We start from the raw sequence: 20,002 nt of genomic DNA, 5'->3' as shown, positions 1-20,002 counted from the left end.
ACAATTAATCAATTCGGCGGTATAGAAATAATGATTACTCGATCGGTTCCGTATAGTTTACGATATATCAGTTATGGTTTTTTGTATCTGCTTTTTCTGTTAGCTGCGGTACTGCTCTCTTGTAGTCAATCGGTCTATGCACAGCCATGCTCGTTAAAAACACATGTTGATCCGTTAAAATCCACCCAGAGCTTTTTTGATTGCGTCGATAAAGATGAATTTGTTGATTCGGGTATTCTGAGCTTTAAATACACTTATGATGGCAGGCATGATTATCAGGATAACCATAAACCCCCTGCTATTCCCACCTCACCGGAACAGCCAGGACTGGATTACTATCTTGATAAATACAATGCTAACTACGATTACTACAACAATCAGGTCTGGTTTCATTATCTCAAGAAAGTAATCCCTCTTGGAGCCAGCTTCCATTTGTATGGCCTGTTTCAGACAGTAAGTTTGTTAAGCATGAACCAGCTGGAGATGCTTGCTCTGTCCTCCACAATCGGCTCTGTATTTAACCTTGGTGAAGATGCAAGCCTTGAATATAGCCGGTTAAACGAAAAAAGCGCATTAACTGCCATAGGCACTTCTACCTCTCCTGTCACCTATCCCACCGCACAAGGCAGGCTGGCTGGTGGCTTGAGCGTGCTGGCTGTTGATATGACCCTGGAAGCCTTTTTTAACCATAATACTCCGAACATAGAGGCCCTCACTTTCAGTCAGACTGTTTCAGCATTTAGCAAATCGGTTGCCATTACCGGGCAATTAACAAAGTCCCTGATCAGCAAGATCGAGAAAAACTGTATTAGTGCTGGCTATACACCCGATGACTGCGAAATACTCTCTCAGGGTTCAGCGGCAGCATTTCTGGGAGCATTGATAAGCGCTGGTGCAGTAACAGGTTTGACGAGTATGAAAATTACGGATGGCATAAGAGCTGGCAAGCTGAAGTCAGTAACTGACAAAGTAGCGGCTGATTATGTTAAAGAACTCAAACAGGCAAACTACGCCTATCCGGAAATGGATGCCAGTCAAAAGGCTTTACGGTATGCGCGAGAACAATTTCCCCGCGCATCAACAGTGACAGCAGCTTATGTTACCAAAGGTCTGGCAGTTAGCGCCTGTAAGAAACTGGTAAGTGAGCTTGATATGGGCGAAAACACCATGCAATATCGAGATCCTTTGTGTCTGGCCATCGTGTCCAGTATCAGTCTCACGGCTGCATGGCTTGGCCTGAATAGTGACAAGTGGGTAACCGGAGGCTTTTCCGGTGTCTACATCGATAATGTCCACGAATCAGACGGCATGCACATGACAGATGCTGTAATGCTCGCCGCAGAATCATACGCAAACAGTCCAACGGTCAAAGACCTTTTAAAAATGGGAGCTGGCACTCTGTCGTTCTCGGTTTTTTATGCCGCCAATCGTGCTTTACCCAATAGCGCTGTTGCAATGAACGCCAGAAATGGAGCCCACCTTTCCCTGGTACTGGATGGTACACAGATAGTCATGTCACACTCGATTCCGTTTGCACTGGTTGCCCCTGAGTTAGCCTTTGATATTGCTTACCAGGCACTCTACACCCTGAGCAACCCATCCCACGTGCTGCCACAGAAAGACAACAAACAACTGAATATGCAATCTGACCTGGACAATGGTAACTATAAAGTACCCATATTTAATAGATGCATAGTGACGAACACTGTTGGTACAACAACGGAATCCTATCAGACAAATCACAACTGCTATTAATTGCGCCTTAAATCCTGCAGTAGCCTGAAAGAGTCAGGCTACTGCTTTTTTAAGCCCTACACTATTCAATCAAACAATTTGAATATAGGGTTATAAAATTAACAATGCCTTTCACTGCCTGCTGTGACAGTCTGAAACAACTGCGTGGCAATTATTCCCCCCTGTTCTGGTTCTCGCTGGTTTTATCGCTCTTTACCAGCACTAAGACCGCCTCCAGTGAGAATCTTAATAACGTTGCCAATGCCGTAGCCGGTGTCTATGTTTTTTTTGACATGATGGATGATGTTTCTAACCGGTACGCGCCGCCGGAGCTAGTGCAGTCTACGGAAATACAGAGTGAATATTCCTTACTCCCTGAATGGCGAAACATTGAAATGGATCTGGGCAAAGGCAGCCTGGACGAACTGATTGACAGTAAACAGTTTTGTGGCGCAATGATCTACGCATCCCGTTATATTGCCTGCCTGTTCGCTTCAGAAAATGATCCCGGGCTACGGACAGCGATGGCATTTTTTTTCCTGATGCCTTCTGCTTACCAGCATAATCAGAGCTTTAACTATGAGAAAGCAGACCTGCCAACAATTCTGACCATCTACTCAATAAAAACCAGTAGCAAATTACTGGATATTGATATGAAAGCTTCAGGTCTTTCTCACTATTCATCTGCAGTTTTCTATGTACCGTTAGTGATCGCTTTATGGTTTCGACACAGTGGCATGGAAGCGGGCAGTACTCCCTATTTCTGGCTGGCGGTACCAAAAATATTCATGTCATCCATGTTGACCCATTTATATAAAGGGACCGCTGAAAAAATCCCTGCCTGTAAGAGCGAAGCCTGCCGTTATGTCACCAGCGGCATTGTATTTCTCAGTACAGGGCTGTTTTTGGATGCTTTGAAAGGTCAGGACTATTTACCGAAGCTGGACGGCCTGAGTGCATCGCTTACCGATAAAATCGGTAAACTGGCTGGTTATGGAATGGCTGATGGATTAACAGAAATAGCAGCCAGTGAAATCTCTGATCCTTTCATCTATTACGGTACCAGCGTTGTCCTGCTTCTTAGTCTTACCCGGGCAACGGACTTTGCCCACAACTTTGCTCACAACTTTGCCCACAGTGCTGGTCCTTATTCGTATGTCACGGGCAGTTTAAAAAGAGGGCTGACTGTACGAACGGCACTGGCAGCCATTGAGTTAAAGTTGCTGGTTTGTGCCAGTCTGTTCAAATTTATCGTCAGCACGGCGATTGAACCGCAGTACAGCTACCCCTCCCCTTATGTCCAGATGTCTGAACTCAGCGAAAAGTGCAGTACGGTTCCTGTACCCGGCATTGCAACTGAACTGCACCGAATTGTGTGTCCGTCTCAGCCATCCATCAAGAGTACGAATGAGTTGCCTCGTAGCATGGTTGCTGTGATCGTCATTTACATGCTGCAAAAACTGCGTGGCAACAATAATTGAATCTGATATTAAAATATCCGACGATAGTGTACTGCTGAAGAGCGACCTTAAGAGTATCCTGACCAGACCAGGTGTTTACCTTATGTCTAAAAAACTAGTGTCTAAAAAAACAGCGTCGAAAAAAGCAGTGTCGAAAAATTCACTACCGAAAGGAACAGGCATCAGAGCTATCCTGCAAAGTGCGCTTGCATCAGCCTTCGGAGTGCAGAGCAGAAAAAACCAGGACAGGGATTTTCAAAAAGGAAGACCGGCGGACTTCGTTATTGCCGGTATTGTAGGAACTCTGTTGTTTATCACAGTGCTGGTGGTCATCGTAAACATGGTACTGGGTGCATCAGGTTACTGATGGCTGACCCAGAAAACCGCTGTTACCACTATGACCATAATAACGGCAACTGCCGCGATGGCGTCAACGGTACTGTCTTTCATTGTTTTATGACTCGCCATAATTTTTGCTCCCGTTTATGTTTTATCCATTCAAGCTAGCTTATCTCAACAAACGAAGCAACAGCAGATGCAATCGTGCAGGGCGAAGGTTGTGCAGCACTAAACTGTTATAGCCGTTTAAATATAGTTATATAAATAAATGTTTTTATAACTCCTTAGGGAAAACTGATAAGGTAGCCTCTCCCGCAGCTTACTCTCTTTACTCTCTGACTACTGCATCAGAATTAAAAAAATAACATCATGTACATATACGACGACTACGACCAGCGTATAGTGGATGAGCGAGTCGATCAGTTCCGGGATCAGACCCGTCGCTATCTCGCCGGTGAAATCTCTGAAGATGAATTCCTGCCACTGAGATTACAGAATGGCCTGTATATTCAGCGCTTTGCCCCCATGATGCGGATTGCTATTCCCTATGGGTTGCTCAGTACCCGGCAGGTACGAAAACTGGCTGACATCTCCCGTCGCTATGACAAAGGTTATGTGCATTTCACAACCCGGCAGAACGTTCAGCTGAACTGGCCCAGCCTTGAGGAAGTGCCTGATATTCTTGCAGAGCTGGCTACTGTTCAAATGCATGCGATCCAGACCAGCGGTGCGTGCATACGCAATACTACAACAGATCAGTTTGCCGGAGTCGCAGCCGATGAAGTGGTTGATCCTCGTCCATGGTGTGAACTTATCCGGCAGTGGTCAACTTTCCATCCTGAGTTCGCATTCTTACCCAGAAAGTTCAAAATTGCCGTTTGTGGTGCCGACGAAGATCGTGCAGCCACGCTGGTACACGACATTGGTGTACATCTCCGAAAAGACTATCAGGGTAAAGTCCGAATCAATATTCTCGCTGGTGGCGGACTGGGACGCACACCGGTCATAGGGGCTTTGATCAAGGAAGACCTTGAACCAGAACAGCTGCTCAATTATCTGGATGCGGCTCTGCGTATCTATAACCGCTATGGCAGACGTGACAATAAATACAAGGCTCGAATCAAGATTCTTGTTAAAGCGATGACGCCAGAAGTATTTGCCCGTGAAGTTGAAGACGAGTGGAACCGGATCAAAAAGATAAGCCAGCCACTGGGGCCGGGTGAGATTGAACGAATTGCCAGGAATTTTACCAGGCCAGACTATGAAGCGCTTGCTGATCTCGATTTTAATGACCTTGCCCTGCAAGGTTCACCGCAATTCCAGCGCTGGCTGAAGCAAAATGTCTCGGCACACCAGCAGGCTGGTTACAGCGCTGTGACTTTAACGCTCAAAGCCACTGCTGACGCCCCTGGCGATGTTTCTGCCGAACAACTGGATGAAGTGGCCGACCTTGCCGACCGATTCAGTTTTGGCGAACTGCGCGTCAGCCATGAACAGAATCTTATTTTTGCTGATGTTCCTCAGACGAAACTGCCAGAGCTCTGGCAGGCACTGGATCGTATTGGGCTGGCAACCCCCAATCGTGGTTTGCTGACAGATGTTATCTGCTGTCCGGGCGGCGATTACTGTGCTTTAGCTAATGCCCGCTCTATTCCTCTGGCGGAAGAAATTCAGCGATATTTCGAAGACCTGGATTACCTGCATGATATCGGTGAACTTGATTTGAATATATCTGGCTGCATGAATGCCTGCGCCCATCATCATGTCGGACACATTGGTATTCTGGGGGTTGATCGAAAAGGTGAAGAATACTACCAGATCCAGATAGGGGGTTCAGCTACCAGAGAAACCACTCTGGGTAAAATCATAGGCCCCTCATTCAAACGGGAAGAAGTGCCTGATGTTATCAGACAGCTTATCTCGGTTTATCTTGAACAGAGACATGACGGTGAACGTTTTATTGATACCAGTCTGAGGCTGGGGCTGGAACCCTTTAAGGAGAAGGTGTATGGACAGAAAGCTGCTTAAAGATGGCGAGTTTTGCCCTGATAACAGTATTGTTTGGCACCCGGATCTGATTATAACTGACGATGTGCAGGACATTCTGGTACCACTCTCTCTCTGGCTGTCACACAAAGAAGACATCCGTCCTCTAAGTTTACGGAAGCTGCTGTATATATTGCCGGATGACGAACTGACAGAGACAGAAGCGGATTTAAGTGAGTTCAACGGTATAGCCATCGAATTCCCCGGTTTCCTTGATGGTAGGGGGTATTCCCATGCCAGAACCCTGCGCGACCATCTGAATTACCGTGGAGAAATCAGGGCTGTCGGTGATGTGCTGGTGGATCAGCTGTTTTTTATGAAGCGCTGCGGTTTCAGCAGCTTTGTATTGAAACCGGGGCAGAACCCTGATGCCGCTGTGAAAGCGCTTAACACCTTCCAGTTCAGCTACCAGCAAGGCAGTGATTCACAGATGCCGCTGCACCATATCCGGAAGTGTCTTTAAGGGTAATGGCGTTTACTGAGCTATTGCCAGAGTCGTTAGTGCAGGTAGCGGCGGTTGGGCTTCTCCGGCTTGCGGGTTTTTAATTGCTGATAAATAGGTTACAAAGGTGATTTTTATCTCACGTATGCCGGCGTACGTGTATACTGCAAATTATTTCGGCTTATTCGTGGCAGTCATTTATCCGACACTGCTTGTATAAGTAATAGTTTGATCATAGTTTTTGCGGGCAAGTATAGATGGAAAGTGGTTCTCTGCTCTTTTCCTTTTTTCTGATTTTCAGTGGCGCTGCTGTCCTTGCCTCTGCTGCGTTGTTTACACGACAGCCACTGATTGTAGCTTACATAGTACTTGGTGCAGTTTTTGGCCCTTATGGTGCCAAACTGGTTACCGATACAGGCCTGCTGAATGATATATCTCATGTTGGCATTATCTTTCTTCTGTTCCTGCTGGGACTGGATATGCAACCCAGCCATCTTGGACACTTATTGAAAAAGACCGCCACCGTTGGCTTGATCAGTTCGGTGGTTTTTGCCGCCGTCGGGTATTTTATGGGATGTCTGTTTGGCTTTAATCAGACAGAAGCAATTATCTGTGGTGCCACGATGATGTTTTCCAGCACCATTATCGGTATTAAGCTGTTACCCACCACGGTGCTGCACCATAAACATACCGGTGAACTGCTGGTTAGTCTGTTGCTGTTGCAGGACTTGATAGCAATTTTGGTGTTACTGCTGCTTTATAACTTTGATAGTGGATTCAGTAACAGTCGACTCGATATTTTGATAGCACTGGCTGCCCTGCCCCTTCTGATTGTTTCGGCATTTCTTGCAGTGAAGCTGATACTGTTGCCCTTGATGGCAAAATTTGATCGTTTCCACGAGTACCTTTTTCTGCTGGCAATCGGCTGGTGTCTTGGCTTTGCAGAACTGGCTCATGTCCTTAATCTGTCTTACGAAATTGGTGCATTTATTGCCGGAATCAGTATTGCAACCAGCCCTATTGCTCAATACATTGCCATTAACCTTAAACCCCTTCGGGACTTCTTTCTTGTTCTGTTCTTTTTCTCCATCGGTGCCAGCTTCAACCTGAGCCTTCTGGGCGATGTGTTTATACCGGCACTGGCGATGAGTCTGATCTGTATGCTGATGAAACCGGGGGTCTTCGGCCTGCTTCTCAAGCGGGTCAGTGAAAAGAAATCCACCGCCTGGGAAGTGGGGTTCCGGCTGGGGCAAACCAGTGAATTTTCGATTCTTATCGCTGTATTGGCCACAGGACAACTGCTACTGGGGGAAATTGCTTCTCATGTTATTCAGGCGACTGCCATTCTGACGTTGATCTTATCTTCTTATGTCGTCGTATTACGCTTTGAGTCGCCCATAGCGATCAATGAAAAACTGAGAAGAGACTGATGACCCGGTGATCGTTAAAATTTTCTGAAAAGGAAAACGAGCCATTGCTAAAATGGCTCGAAATGAACGACAACACGATCAGTGGAACCGTTCAGAAGAGAGGCGCTCCCACCATTTCAGCAGGGTATTGTCCAGCGCATGATGAGCAGCAAGTCCGAACTTTTCCGTTAAGCCTTTCTTCATGCTGTAAGCAACATGGATAATATCTGCACTGTCAACCTGGTCATAAATATACTGATCACTGGTTTTGATATCATCGACCAGATTTTTATCGATGGCCTTCTGGCCGTACCAGATTTCACCGGTCGCTACCTCTTCAATAGTGACCTGATCCCGGGCAGACTTAACAAAATCCTTGAACAGTTCATGGGTGTCTTCCATGTCCTGTTTGAACTTTTGCCTGCCCTTTTCTGTGTTTTCACCCAGAACGGTCAGTGTGCGTTTGTACTCACCGGCAGTATGAAGTTCAATATCGACATCGTGCTTTTTGAGAAGCCGGTGAACATTGGGCAGTTGAGCCATTACGCCAATGGAGCCAATAACGGCGAATGGGGCAGCCAGAATTTTATCAGCTGTGCATGCCATCATATAGCCACCACTCGCGGCGACTTTATCGACAGCAATGGTCAACCTGATGCCTTTGTCGCGAATTCGCTGAAGCTGAGAAGCGGCAAGGCCATAGGAATGGACCATCCCTCCTCCGCTTTCGAGACGAATTAATACTTCATCTTCCGCTCTGGCAATGCCAAGCACAGCGGTGATTTCTTCGCGCAGCGAAGAGGTGGCGCTTGCTTTAATATCTCCATGAAAATCCAGAACAAACAGTCGTGGCCTGGCCACTTCTTTCTCTTCTTTCTGCCTGGATTTCTTTTCAGCAGCTTTTTCAGCTTTGGCTTTCTTCTTTTTATCTTTTTCCTGCTGTTTCAGCTGTTCGGCAGTTAGCAGAGAGTGCTCAAGTCCCTCTCTGAGTTCATTGTAGTGATCATTAAGTTTGTCAATTTCAAGATGTCCCTTTCTGGCCTTTTTGGCCTTTGAGCCAACGGCCGTGACAATTACAATCAGAATCACCAGTGCTGCAATGACCGTTAATGCTTTAGCCAGAAACAAACCGTACTCTGCCAGATACTCCAAGTGAGCCTCCATTCAATAAAAGCAGTTACAGGGGCATAGCATAACCGATTTAACCGCTGTCTTCCTGATAATTAACGGCAGATGTAAAGAATGACGCCTGCAGCTATTAAATTTCTGAAACACTGAAAGCGGCTGCGTTAGCAGCCAACAATATTTTTGAACTGTCAGCTGACTCGGAAGTAAGCCTGGGAATTTTCGTAGTTACTAATTATGATTGTATAAATTTATTGATTAGTTTTCGGGCAATGGTAAACCCTGGCGGGATAGGAGGCAGCTTGTCGAGTTCAAACCAGTCGCCTTCGCACAACTCTTTACTGTCGAGCTGAATCTCACCCGATTCGTACTCTGCATGGAACCCCAGCATCAGGGAGTGCGGGAATGGCCAGTTCTGGCTGAAACAGTATTCAGGATTCTTAACCTTGATTCCCGTCTCTTCCAGAACCTCCCTGATCACCCCCTCTTCTGCACTCTCACCAGGCTCAATAAAACCAGCAACGGTGGTAAACACAGGATTTTCACGGACATGGCGGTTATGCATGACCAGTAGTACTTCTGTCTCACGATGGACAAGCACAATAATGCAAGGGGAGATTCTTGGATAGTAATGGGCTCTGCAACGACTGCAGACCATTGCCCACTCCCCTGTCTTGCCTTCGCAAGAGCTTCCGCAGCGGCCACAATAGCGATGATCCCTTTCGGCGGTAAGAATCTGCAGGCCGTGACTGAGTAAAAGTGTCAGCCCCTCATCCTGCAGAGCAAGTACCGATCTGACCGGCGTCTGGTCGGCTTCAGGAACATCTTTTTGAAACGTTACTGCCACTGGCTTACCGTCATAATGCCCGATCACTGCATCATGACATTCACTGAAACGCTGGTTATCGCGCCAGAGCCACTGGTCAGGTTCGGGATGAAACACACAACCTTTGCCCACCACCAGCCACAGTTCAGGTTGCAGGTCAGGGTTGCGACCCATAAGGGGTTTATACATTTGCGTCATAACTAGCCATGATTCTTTCAAACTGGTTTATCAACTTCGATGATAAACCAGTTTTTACTCAAAGCAGGAGCCTTATGTTCATTGCCCCGCCATGCTACAGAGATGTATACCCATCAGCTGTACCGCTCAGCGGAAGGTTTCCCATCGGAATGTTTCTACCACCTGTGGAGTGACGCCCTAGTCGAGCTATAAAAGATTGAGCAATGTTTATTACTACAGAAATAGCCAAAAAAGTCCCCAAAATTATCGAAATCGCCTTACCGTCACCTTCTACTTCAAAAGGGTCACAAACAGGGCAGCGCTCAAAAGGTTTCAAAAAAGCAAGTTCCGTTTCAGTACCGCAAACCTGTTGGCTCAAACTGCTGTTAACTGGCAGCTTATGCTGTGTTTTGCCTATATTATCCAGCAGGTAGCGATTCACAAGGCAGGTGCCGCCTAACGCTCCCAGCCCAAAAAACTGTTCTCGGGTCTGGAAATACGGAATACGATTTGATTCATAGAGGTTTCTTGACTCAATCCTGGAGCCACCAAAATCACCTGTCCATAGTGTCGCCTTGCTGTCCAGTGAGTTACTCAGGATTTCTGCCTGCAATAAGCCCCCGAATGGCTGCCACTCATACAGATTAAAATGAATATCCCGGATGCGTTTTTTGGGCATCTCTGAAATAAAGCTGTTTGCTTCAACGACAGTGCCTTCTACCCAGTTCAGCCTGACACCAAATCGTTTTTGCATTGATGGCGGATTCTGCCCCCGGAAAACCAGGTAATTATTATGGATATTGCCGTCACCATTTGTCACACTCACACCGCACTGATCAGGACTGCCTTTAGCTTCTCCGCCATTAAGGATTATGGTGTTATTGTGTACATTAAAATATTCATTTACCCCATTGCCTGAATCATCTGGTCTTGCTGTCAATGACATTCCGAAGGCTGAACCATTGGTTTCCATCCAGTTTTTATGAACCTGATAATAGGTATCGTCTTCAATGCCCTCCCCTTCGCTGCCTGACTCAGACAGAATCAGAGCATACAGCCCATCCACGCCCGTCAAGTCAGACCAGGATAATCGGAAGCCATGAGTACCCGATGAATAAACCAGAACTTTTTTTAAGCCATCACTGTCAGAAAGAAAGTCACTGTCTGCCAGTTTGGCACCATCCACCTTCAGCCCTGATAGCGCGCTTTTATTACCAAGGAAGACCAGGCAGGAAACCTTTTCACCAGAAGTATCAAACCCTTTATCAGGAGACAGTTCAATAAACGCATTCTGGCTGGCAGGAATCAGACCTTTGCCGTTTGTCAATTTGACCGGCTTATCCACCAGATAAGAGCCGCCATGAACCAGCAGTAAATCACCGTCCTGCATTTCAGAAACACTCTGGTTTAAATCAATACCAGACTTTTCCACCTTAACCTTTTCCGGCGCATAACTGGCACAGATTTTATAATATTCTGACTTGCTATCGTAGCGCTTGCATTCAGGACTCACATCAGCCCTTGCTGCACAAGTGAACAACACAATCAAAGTAGTCAGCGTTTTTAAGGGCAAAAAATATTGGATTTTAATTAAATCGATCATGAAAACCATCACTAATCAGAAAGAATGAATATTCCCTTGTTCAAAGGGTGGGGTTATTGAGTATTCAGAACTATCAGGATGCAGCTCTAACAGACTAGTACTACCCAGGGAGGCTTGCTGGTATGTTTGCAGTGCGTGGCAGCCGGAGAATGTAGACTGGTTATTTCCCTGTCGCTGCATCTCGCCGAAGTGGGCCTGATTGGTTTAATGGTGATTATCCTGAGCAGAGGAAGCATCCCGTACCAGGTTGCAATGAGTACGGGAGCAGAGCAGAAAGGGGCAGTTATAGCAAAGAGGTGTCCTGACCAATTTTTTCCTGTTTCTCCCGGTGCAGCTGCATCTCATCAGCCGTTGGTCTGATCACCCGGGTCAGAGGTCGTCCTTCCGGCAGACGGCGAATGGTCGACCCATCGACGTCTTCACCACCGATTCCTCCCAGCAACAGCGATGTCTGTCCGCCGGTCATGGCAAGATAGACTTCCGCAAGAATCTCGGAGTCAAGCAATGCCCCATGAAATACCCGGGAAGAGTTATCAATAAAATAACGTTTGCACAGGGCATCCAGGTTGTTCTTCTGCCCCGGGTGTTTTTTGCGCGCCAGTTCCAGACTGTCAGTAATAGTGCAGTAGTCTTCAACCTTGCCCAGACCCCGCCTGAGCCGTTTGAATTCATGGTTGAGGAAGTTAACGTCAAAGGTGGCGTTATGGGCGATCATCTCTGAGTCTTTGATGAAGGCCAAAAAGTCATCCGCCACTTCATTGAACAAGGGTTTGTCTTTTACAAACTCATTGGTGATACCGTGTACGGCAATAACTTCCGCATCCATCTCTCTTTCAGGGTTGATGTAAACATGGAAAGTATTGCCCGTCAGTTTACGGTCGATCATTTCGACACAACCGATTTCAACGATCCGGTGACCACTTTTGGGATCAATACCCGTGGTTTCCGTATCCATAACAATCTGTCTTGCTGCCACGATAAAGTCCTGTGAGCGATAGCTCCCTGAATATAAGTGTTCTGATTATATCAACCAACGCCATAGAATTCGTCAGTGTTTGTCTCAGGATTTCTGAGGATGGCGGGAAAACCACTTCCTGACCCGGCATCTATGTAGGATTCCCTCTGGATCGAATCGAAATTTTCTGCCCATAGGAAGCCCGGGTTAATGACTGAACGGCATGACGCCCTCCCCGACTGACGAATTCTTCCCTCTGATAACGAACATGCCCAAGTGACTGCATAATGCAGCTGAACCCGGTCAGATAACTGGTTCGGTCTTTCTCATTATCAAAAAGACTGGCACGCTGATCAGCCAGTATCGTACAGGCGGCAGGCTCTTTCGGAAGTTCTGATAAACCAACTCCCAGCTTCCTGCATAACGCCCGGTTTAAAAAACTCTCAGCTTCATCCATTATCTCCAGTGATGCTCTGGCATAGATATCATGCCCGGTGTAGACGCAAGCTGTATCAGGTTGTTTCTGTATCCGGATCAACGACCATGCAGACTCTTCATAAATTCGCTCAATCCCAGCCTGTTTATCGTACTTAATTTGCAGTTTTTCCAGTATCTCCAGCTCTTCAAAAGGATCATAGAGAGACATTGCAATATTCTTCATCTCTCTATGAATTTCATCAGGCCAGTATTGGGGCAGCAATGCAGTCAGGCGTCCTGGTGCCCTGACAGCGCTTTCTTCTGCCTGTTTACGGGATTCAGACGACGGACGTGGGGATGATTGTGGTGTTGCAGCCACTTCCGCAGTGGAAGGAGTGGATATTTCTGCAAGGCTTGACGGTTCTTTAGTTGTCTTAACAGGAGTGGTAGCAGTAGGGACAGTCTGTTTACTTCGATGAGTTTTATGAGATTTTTTTCTGGTTTTCTTTTTTGTTTTCACCGGCTCCTTTGTCGGTTTCAACTGCCCTTCCGGCAGCCAGTCAGGGTCAACCCCCTGAGCGTTAAGTCTGGCTGTCACCTCAGGGGGAAGTAAAGACAGGGTCTCTAAATTTTTTATCTCTTCACTTTTAGCCTGATAGGCGCGCAGGGACGCTTCTGCGATGTCCAGAGCTTCGTTCGGTGGAAAAGTACGAAAAAACTCAACCAAATGGGAGGCTGCTTCAGCGGCTGCAGCATAGTTACCCCTTGCACAATAAGCGTCAGCAACAAAATGAAAGAGCATATAAAAATCGCCTGTTGACCGGCTGGCGGCTTCCAGGTAACACTCGGTTGCCTGATCTCCGGGGAAAATATCGGAAAAAAGCTGTATCTTATGCATGAGGCCTTTGTAGTACCACAGCAATCCCTGATAATAGGGTGAAAAAGATGTTTCAGAAGCAAGCAGCTCAGTCAGCGTCTTCTTTAACACTTTGATCTTTTCTAACCACTGTTCATCGTAATTCGTTTCTTCTTCATTAATGCGCTTTATCTCAGCCGCTATTTTTCTACGGGTCCGAAGCTCATGAATTCTGTCGGAAACGTTTTTCGGCTTGACTTTGGCATGCTCCCTGATTTCTGTTGTGGCCTCATGAATGTTGCCGCGCCTGACGATGGATTTTATAATATCAACCACTACAGCCTCATAGACCCCCCATAAGGGTTTAATCAGATCAGTGGCGGTACAATCTCCTCCCAGACGGCTGACAAAGGAAGGGAAGGAAGTGTCATAACCAGAATCGGCAGAAAAAAGGCTGCTGCACTTCGTTATAAACCAGGGCAGCAGGAGGTACCGAAACTCATCATCACGGTCGCTACTTATATTTCTGGTTATCTGAATAAGTTCAGGTGTAGGCTCTTTCAGTTTCGGAAGCAGGTCCAGTAACCCGAAAGAAAGCGGGTCACACATCATCAGCAATATGCAGTCTCTGGCTTTTTCTTCAATTGTCGAGTTTTTTTCATCCAGATAAGGCCCCCGGCACATTCTGTAGATCAGAATGTATTGTCCGTCACTATCCGTCAGCTGGATTGGGTTTACCGAATATTCCATGCCTTTTACGAAACCCTGTCTTATCAGATGCAACAACCAGACACCCATATCATCATCCAGAGCTGCAAGCTTCATGCTGTCATCAAAAATGCGAAGCACATCGACATTTTCATCACTGCCAGCATTAACCACCCCCTGTATGGTCTGCCAGCGAAACAGTAATTCGCTGACCGCTTCAGGAGCAGACTCAGCCACTCTCGTCACCAGCCGGAGGGCTTTTTCCTCATCATCAGGCAATATCGTGGTTGCCAGAAAGAGCAGAGCCCTGGCGTGTTCCGGGCTCTGCTGAATAAAACTGTCTATCGCCGAATCGGTAAGATCATCGTGGATCGAAAGCTCAGGCTTAAACCACTCAAACAGGCGATTCATCAGCGCATCTACATCGGGTCTTAAACAGCGCTTCGCCTGTTCACGAATAAAATCCATGAATTGCACGACAGTCTCTTGTGGTATCCCGGAAGTGGATGGATAAACTGCAACCAGTCGAGCCTCTATGGCAGGGGAGTCCGGACGGTCGGGGTCTGACGGGGAAAGGCTTGTTGAAACCGTTGTTTCCGATGTCTTTTCAAGCTGCCGGTTCAGGCTTGTAGCCGTTTCTTTAGCCGTGGATGCAGGTTCGGTAGTATCGGTAGTATCGGATTGTGGCTGAGGTGGGGTCGGCTGACCTTTAGGGTCGATATCCATAAGGAGTTTCCATTGTTTAATGAACTATCGTGTAATGAGCGAGTCTCAACAGCCTTCAATAACTATATCGTTCATCATCACAATTCTGAAACTCCTCAATAACCCTCGTTCAGGAACCCGTCTGATTCTTTATTTCCTCAGCACCACGACACGCCAGCTCATCGGCCATTTCGTTTTCACGGTGACCGGCATGCCCTTTAACCCACTGCCAGTCTACGTCGTGGCGCTGATTCTGGGCATCAAGCCGCTGCCACAGATCCTGATTTTTTACCGGCTTGCCCGCAGCGGTTTTCCAGTTCTTGCGTTTCCAGCCATCTATCCATTTGGTAATACCATCCCGGACATAAATCGAGTCGGTGGTAATACGCACTTTGCAGGGACGGGTCAGGGTTTCCAGACCCACAATGGCTGCCATTAATTCCATACGGTTATTCGTGGTATTGTCTTCACCACCGTATAAGCCTTTTTCTGCACTGCCATAGCGCAATACCACTCCCCAGCCACCCGGACCGGGATTACCCTTACAGGCTCCATCGGTAAACAGCTCAACGAGCTTACTCAAACTATCTCTCCAGATTAATTAACAGAATATGACCAGCAGTGACTGCTCTCCACACCAACGTGGGGGCTTCCGACTTCTCAGGACGCAAACCACGAGCCTATCTTCACCAAATGAATCGCCCAAGGCAATGATTCTTGAACATGTTTTTCAGTTTTACTCTCAACGGCAACCTCAGGGTCTTCTGATCAGCCTTATCACGCTTATTGAAACCATATACTAGACTTGCTCTGTTTACTTCCAGAGTATGCACTCGAAAAGTCAGGTTTGTGCTTTGTCACCTGCATACAGGAGTACTGATTTATGAGTGATGATGTATGTGTAATTTGTCAAGAACCTTTTAATAACGAAGTCGTGGAGGGGTTGGCGCATGAGAAAATTACTCTACCTTGCTTCGAAACGCATGTCTTCGGAAGGTCCTGCCTTGCTCTGTGGTTTGACAATGGACGACATCAGACGTGTCCTATATGCCGACAAAGAGTATCGGATGAGTTTGCTGCAGGCGTGAGCAACAGAGTAGAAAATAGAAGCTTTTATCAAAGAATAATCGACGCAGCTACCAATGCTGGTCTTAGTATCTTTGATAGCCTGGAGACCGCCTTGAGGGACCCCTTGGTGAATATTGTCCTTTTTGGAGGGTCTGCCTGGTCGTTGATGATGGCTTCAGGTATGTCAGAAGAAGATACTGATACCTTAACTACCGTGTTTAATGCTGCTACTGCAGGTTCCATTGTGGGAGGAGTGCTCAGGCTTAATCATTTGCCCGTTATCAGAGTTCTTCCGCATGTTGAGCTCCTGTCCAGACTGGCTACGGGGTATGCTGGCATGGGGGCTCTTTTGGATGTGGCACATCAGAGACAGGCGATACCGGATCGCCCTTTGATTGCTTTATCACAAACGACTGCCAGCAGTATGTTCGGTTTTGGCCTTGGCTTTTCAGCTGCCGAGGCAATACACAGACTACTGGGTAACAGGCAAGGCGCTGTTCCGAATTTACCGGAAAACAACGGCTGATGCAGCTGTTATTCTCTACTGCGTTCTCTACCTGCACTCCCACCAACACAGGAGCTGGTACCGGCAATCGGGTTACTGGCAAAACGACGTTTCACTTCTGCCCAGGCCGGACGAACCGGCGTCATACCAGGCGTTTCCTGAGTCGCTACCATCATATAAAACCCACCCATAGACAGGTTCCACTGTCGGCAGCGCTGTTCAACCAGCTCCCGGGTCAACCCTTTGGAGTGCCGGTCCAGTGGGTGCATATAAGCACCGTAGTTGATTTTCTCTACATTGAAACCCAGCAGAGTCAGCCAGTCCCGCATTCGCCCGGGGCTGATAAGGTGTGAACCCTGAAACAGCTGACGATGTTTTGGTGAAACCCAGCGCCAGTAGTTGAGCAGGCTTTTGGGGTTGAAACCGATAACCAGCAGTTTTCCACCGGGAATAATGGTGCGTGCCGCTTCACTGAGCAGCCGGTGTGGCCGTTCGGAAAACTCCACCACATGATGCAATAACACCAGATCCAGAGTTCCGGGGCTTACAGGCCAATGAAACGGGTCAGTAATTACAAGGCTGTCACAATCACGACAGCTGACATTGTCCAGAACCCGGGTTAATGCCATGGAAGGATTCAACAGGCTGATATGACTGACCTGACTGGTATTGAGCAGGCCTGCGCCGGGCGCTATGGTCATCTGGCAGGCATGATACCCGAAGATATAGTGGAGTTCCTGTTCAAGTTGTCGTCTTTCCGCCTTGAGCAGATAATCCCCTTCACCACTTTGCAGCCAACGATGCAGTGCCAGTAACCGTTCAATAAAGCTTGTTTTTTCTGCACGTTTAAACCTAAGCATCAGGCATTATCCATTATCCATACAGAGAAGTGATCCATTACCACTAATGCATCCTGAGACCATCATATCGACCAGATCACAAAATTTACATTATTACAGCAAACAGCCCTGAGCGAAAAATGCGATTTCCGTCGTCCACGGTGATGAAAAATTACATTTTTTTGGTAAAAAATAAATGCTCCCGGTCATGGTCAAGAGTAAAATTGCAATTTTCTGACAAACATAAAGCATGGTTGTAAATGACAGATTCTCCACTTCAGATAGAAGCCATAAAAGCATTTTCAGACAATTATATCTGGCTCATTACTGCCGCCGGGAATAATGACTGCTTCGTGGTTGATCCCGGTGACGCCAGCCCTGTAATGGAAACCCTTGAAGCCAGAAACCTGAACCTTGCCGGCATTCTTGTCACGCATCATCACGCCGACCATACTGGCGGTATTCCTGAACTGCTGCAGCACTTCGACGCCAGAATCTATGGACCAGCCAACTCTTCAATCCGTTTTCTTACTGATATTTTGAAGGACGGTGACGCTGCCGATGTACTCGGTCACCCGTTTCAGGTACTCAGCGTTCCCGGCCACACTCTCGATCACATTGCCTACTTCAGTCCGCAGCAGTTTACCCTGTTTTGTGGCGACACACTGTTTTCAGGCGGATGCGGGCGACTTTTTGAAGGAACGCCGCAGCAAATGTACGATTCACTTCACAAGTTCAGACAGCTACCTGATTCTACCCGGGTGTTCTGTGCTCATGAATACACAGCCAGCAACCTCAAGTTTGCTATTGCAGTAGAGCCCGATAATCAGGATATTGCCGATTATATCGTCCGTGTTGAACAGCTCAGGCGTCAGGACATCCCGACGATACCGACTTCTATTGGACTGGAAAAACGCATTAACCCTTTCCTGAGAACCAGCGATAACACCGTTATTCTCTGTGCAGGAAACCGACTGAACGTTAATGCACCTGACCAGAAAATACCCGAACCCGAAGTACTAAGGGTAATCCGTGAATGGAAGGATAATTTCCAGTAATGGTACAATGATGAACTACCCGGATTTCAGAACCTGATTTATGTCTCTATCGCAATCGAGCTGCAACAAAAATATGCCTGTTAATCAGACAGATTCCAGGCCGGAAAAAAAATCGATCGCCAGACTGGCAGGCACTGCTGCCATGATGCTCGTATTAACCGGCTGCCAGAGCGTTAATAAAATGGAGACAGGCAGTACTCCGGTGGTGCAGAAAAAAGCGGTTCATCAACCCGCTGCCAGAGCCAAAAAAACCAAAGTTCCCACCGTAAAACGCGTGGTAGATAAGCGACCACAGGATCTGTGGGAACGCATTCGCCGGGGGCTGGCCCTGGAACTGGACAATAATCACCCCTGGGTGATGACCGAGTTACGCTGGTATGCCAAAAATCAGGGTTACTTTAACCGTGTAGCTGACCGTTCAGCACCTTACCTCTATTTCATCATCAAAGAAGCAGAAGAACGTGGTATGCCGCTGGAACTGGCTCTGATGCCTGTGGTGGAAAGTGCTTATGACCCTTTTGCCTACTCCCATGCCGGCGCGTCCGGACTGTGGCAGTTTATGCCCGCGACAGGTGCTGACTATGGTCTTGAGCAGAACTGGTGGTACGACGGTCGTCGTGATGTGGTTGCCGCTACCCGTGCTGCACTGGATTACATGGCTCGCCTGCATAAATCATTTGGCGACTGGGAGCTGGCACTGGCTGCCTTTAACTCTGGTCCGGGCCGGGTACAGCGAGCAATTGACAAAAACCGCAAAAAAGGCAAGCCAACCACATTCTGGCATCTGGGACTCCCCAGGGAGACCACAGCCTACGTTCCCAAGCTGATTGCACTGGGCAAGATTGTCCGCAATCCTGAAAAATACGGCATCAGCCTGAAACCTGTCCCCAACAAGCCTTATTTCGCCAGGGTGAAAACCGGTGGACAACTCGATATGGCAAAAGCCGCAGAACTGTCCGGAGTTCCTCTGAACGAACTCTATCGCCTGAACCCCGGCCTGAACCGCTGGTCTACTCCGCCAGAAGGTCCGAACCATCTGTTGGTGCCGCTGGCCAAAGCGGAGCCGTTCCGGAAAAAACTGGCCAAATTACCCACAGAAGACCGACTGCGCTGGAAACGCTACACCGTTAAGTCCGGTGACAGCCTCAGTACCATCGCCAGACGCTACGATACCCGCAGCCAACTGATCCGTGAAGTCAACAAGATGAATGGCGACATGATACGCATTGGTCAGAGCCTGTTGATTCCGGTACCTGCCAACGGCAAGGAAAACTACACTCTGACTGCCAGCCAGCGTCGTAAGGCTCAGCAGAACAGCAGTGTATCCGGTCGCTACAAGGTCAGCTATACCGTTAAATCCGGTGACAGCTTCTGGACCATCTCCCGCCAGTTCAAAGTCGGCATCAACGAGCTGGCCCGCTGGAACAATATGGCGCCACGGGACACTCTGCGGGTTGGTCAGAAACTGGCCGTATGGAGCAAAGGCTCCGGCAACAGTGACAGCATTATCCGCAAGGTGAACTATACCGTTCGTTCCGGTGACTCCCTGTCCCGTATTGCTGACCGCTTTAATGTTCAGGTACAGCAGATTGAAAACTGGAACAGCTTTGAAAGCAAATACATCCACCCCGGTCAGCTTCTGACCCTCTATGTGGACGTTACCCGCGCTTACGATTAAGCTGTTTGTTCGCAGAATCAGTGCTATAACTATTTTGACTGGTTCTGCGGAT

The 20,002-nt window shown here is 47.7% G+C and carries 16 protein-coding genes; 9 read left to right on the top strand and 7 right to left on the bottom strand.

Translation table 11 applies throughout. The features are described 5' to 3' along the window. The first annotated feature begins 30 nt into the window (after nucleotides 1-30). From NX722_RS07765 to NX722_RS07740, 6 genes are all read left to right on the top strand, one after another. Entirely contained in the window at nucleotides 31-1,755 is a 1,725-nt protein-coding gene (locus tag NX722_RS07765) for a hypothetical protein (RefSeq protein ID WP_262567498.1), read from the top strand. A 104-nt stretch (nucleotides 1,756-1,859) separates the two neighbouring features. Next, nucleotides 1,860-3,215 carry a hypothetical protein gene (locus tag NX722_RS07760; protein ID WP_262567497.1) on the top strand — a complete coding sequence of 452 codons (1,356 nt, stop codon included), beginning with the start codon at nucleotides 1,860-1,862 and terminating at the stop codon, nucleotides 3,213-3,215. A gap of 82 nt (nucleotides 3,216-3,297) precedes the next feature. Next, nucleotides 3,298-3,561, top strand: coding sequence for a DUF2970 domain-containing protein (locus tag NX722_RS07755; RefSeq protein ID WP_262567496.1), 264 nt, complete (start codon nucleotides 3,298-3,300; stop codon nucleotides 3,559-3,561). A gap of 341 nt (nucleotides 3,562-3,902) precedes the next feature. Then, entirely contained in the window at nucleotides 3,903-5,561 is a 1,659-nt protein-coding gene (locus NX722_RS07750; protein WP_262567495.1) for a nitrite/sulfite reductase, read from the top strand. Next, nucleotides 5,542-6,042, top strand: coding sequence for a DUF934 domain-containing protein (locus NX722_RS07745; protein WP_262567494.1), 501 nt, complete (start codon nucleotides 5,542-5,544; stop codon nucleotides 6,040-6,042). Before NX722_RS07750 ends, NX722_RS07745 begins: the two co-directional genes overlap by 20 nt. Before the next feature lie 236 nt (nucleotides 6,043-6,278). Then, nucleotides 6,279-7,451 carry a cation:proton antiporter gene (locus tag NX722_RS07740; protein WP_262567493.1) on the top strand — a complete coding sequence of 391 codons (1,173 nt, stop codon included), beginning with the start codon at nucleotides 6,279-6,281 and terminating at the stop codon, nucleotides 7,449-7,451. Nucleotides 7,452-7,529: 78 nt separating this feature from the next. Here NX722_RS07740 and sohB read toward each other — a convergent pair whose 3' ends face one another. The 6 genes from sohB to rnhA form a co-directional block, all read right to left on the bottom strand. Then, nucleotides 7,530-8,582, bottom strand: a complete 1,053-nt coding sequence (sohB, locus tag NX722_RS07735) for a protease SohB (RefSeq protein WP_262567492.1) — start codon at nucleotides 8,580-8,582, stop codon at nucleotides 7,530-7,532. 208 nt (nucleotides 8,583-8,790) lie between these two features. Further along, on the bottom strand, nucleotides 8,791-9,579 hold the full coding sequence (nudC, locus tag NX722_RS07730) for an NAD(+) diphosphatase (protein WP_262567491.1): 789 nt from the start codon (nucleotides 9,577-9,579) through the stop codon (nucleotides 8,791-8,793). Between the two features lie 94 nt (nucleotides 9,580-9,673). Then, nucleotides 9,674-11,071: a hypothetical protein gene (locus NX722_RS07725; protein ID WP_262567490.1), complete on the bottom strand. Its 1,398-nt coding sequence runs from the start codon at nucleotides 11,069-11,071 to the stop codon at nucleotides 9,674-9,676. Between the two features lie 373 nt (nucleotides 11,072-11,444). After that, a complete protein-coding gene (dnaQ, locus tag NX722_RS07720; RefSeq protein ID WP_262567489.1) occupies nucleotides 11,445-12,137 on the bottom strand; it encodes a DNA polymerase III subunit epsilon in 693 nt (230 codons plus the stop codon). Nucleotides 12,138-12,267: 130 nt separating this feature from the next. Beyond that, nucleotides 12,268-14,823, bottom strand: a complete 2,556-nt coding sequence (locus NX722_RS07715; protein WP_262567488.1) for a hypothetical protein — start codon at nucleotides 14,821-14,823, stop codon at nucleotides 12,268-12,270. A 109-nt stretch (nucleotides 14,824-14,932) separates the two neighbouring features. Beyond that, nucleotides 14,933-15,385, bottom strand: coding sequence for a ribonuclease HI (rnhA, locus tag NX722_RS07710; protein WP_262567487.1), 453 nt, complete (start codon nucleotides 15,383-15,385; stop codon nucleotides 14,933-14,935). 300 nt (nucleotides 15,386-15,685) lie between these two features. Between rnhA and NX722_RS07705 the strand changes: the two genes are divergently transcribed. Then, entirely contained in the window at nucleotides 15,686-16,396 is a 711-nt protein-coding gene (locus NX722_RS07705) for an RING finger domain-containing protein (protein ID WP_262567486.1), read from the top strand. 8 nt (nucleotides 16,397-16,404) lie between these two features. Here the strand turns inward: NX722_RS07705 and NX722_RS07700 are convergent, their stop codons facing one another. After that, nucleotides 16,405-17,235, bottom strand: coding sequence for a class I SAM-dependent methyltransferase (locus NX722_RS07700; RefSeq protein ID WP_262567485.1), 831 nt, complete (start codon nucleotides 17,233-17,235; stop codon nucleotides 16,405-16,407). A gap of 239 nt (nucleotides 17,236-17,474) precedes the next feature. On the opposite strand from NX722_RS07700, the gene gloB reads away from it, so the two are divergent. Continuing rightward, the gene (gene gloB, locus NX722_RS07695) at nucleotides 17,475-18,272 is read left to right on the top strand and encodes a hydroxyacylglutathione hydrolase (protein WP_262567484.1); all 798 of its coding nucleotides are present in this window, start codon (nucleotides 17,475-17,477) and stop codon (nucleotides 18,270-18,272) included. Nucleotides 18,273-18,345: 73 nt separating this feature from the next. Then, entirely contained in the window at nucleotides 18,346-19,950 is a 1,605-nt protein-coding gene (locus NX722_RS07690) for a lytic transglycosylase (RefSeq protein ID WP_262567483.1), read from the top strand. Nucleotides 19,951-20,002: the final 52 nt, after the last annotated feature.

Origin of the sequence: Endozoicomonas gorgoniicola, from assembly GCF_025562715.2 — a bacterium.
Taxonomy (GTDB): domain Bacteria; phylum Pseudomonadota; class Gammaproteobacteria; order Pseudomonadales; family Endozoicomonadaceae; genus Endozoicomonas_A; species Endozoicomonas_A gorgoniicola.
Note: the sequence above shows the minus strand (reverse complement) of the source record. Positions and strands in the feature narration are given on the sequence as shown.

Bases quoted from the DNA above. Each gene is read 5' to 3' on its own strand.
- NX722_RS07765 (WP_262567498.1), top strand. From the start codon at position 31: ATGATTACTCGATCGGTTCCGTATAGTTTACGATATATCAGTTATGGT.
- NX722_RS07760 (WP_262567497.1), top strand. From the start codon at position 1,860: ATGCCTTTCACTGCCTGCTGTGACAGTCTGAAACAACTGCGTGGCAAT.
- NX722_RS07755 (WP_262567496.1), top strand. From the start codon at position 3,298: ATGTCTAAAAAACTAGTGTCTAAAAAAACAGCGTCGAAAAAAGCAGTG.
- NX722_RS07750 (WP_262567495.1), top strand. From the start codon at position 3,903: ATGTACATATACGACGACTACGACCAGCGTATAGTGGATGAGCGAGTC.
- NX722_RS07745 (WP_262567494.1), top strand. From the start codon at position 5,542: ATGGACAGAAAGCTGCTTAAAGATGGCGAGTTTTGCCCTGATAACAGT.
- NX722_RS07740 (WP_262567493.1), top strand. From the start codon at position 6,279: ATGGAAAGTGGTTCTCTGCTCTTTTCCTTTTTTCTGATTTTCAGTGGC.
- nudC (WP_262567491.1), bottom strand. From the start codon at position 9,579: ATGACGCAAATGTATAAACCCCTTATGGGTCGCAACCCTGACCTGCAA.
- NX722_RS07715 (WP_262567488.1), bottom strand. From the start codon at position 14,823: ATGGATATCGACCCTAAAGGTCAGCCGACCCCACCTCAGCCACAATCC.
- NX722_RS07705 (WP_262567486.1), top strand. From the start codon at position 15,686: ATGAGTGATGATGTATGTGTAATTTGTCAAGAACCTTTTAATAACGAA.
- NX722_RS07700 (WP_262567485.1), bottom strand. From the start codon at position 17,235: ATGCTTAGGTTTAAACGTGCAGAAAAAACAAGCTTTATTGAACGGTTA.
- gloB (WP_262567484.1), top strand. From the start codon at position 17,475: ATGACAGATTCTCCACTTCAGATAGAAGCCATAAAAGCATTTTCAGAC.
- NX722_RS07690 (WP_262567483.1), top strand. From the start codon at position 18,346: ATGCCTGTTAATCAGACAGATTCCAGGCCGGAAAAAAAATCGATCGCC.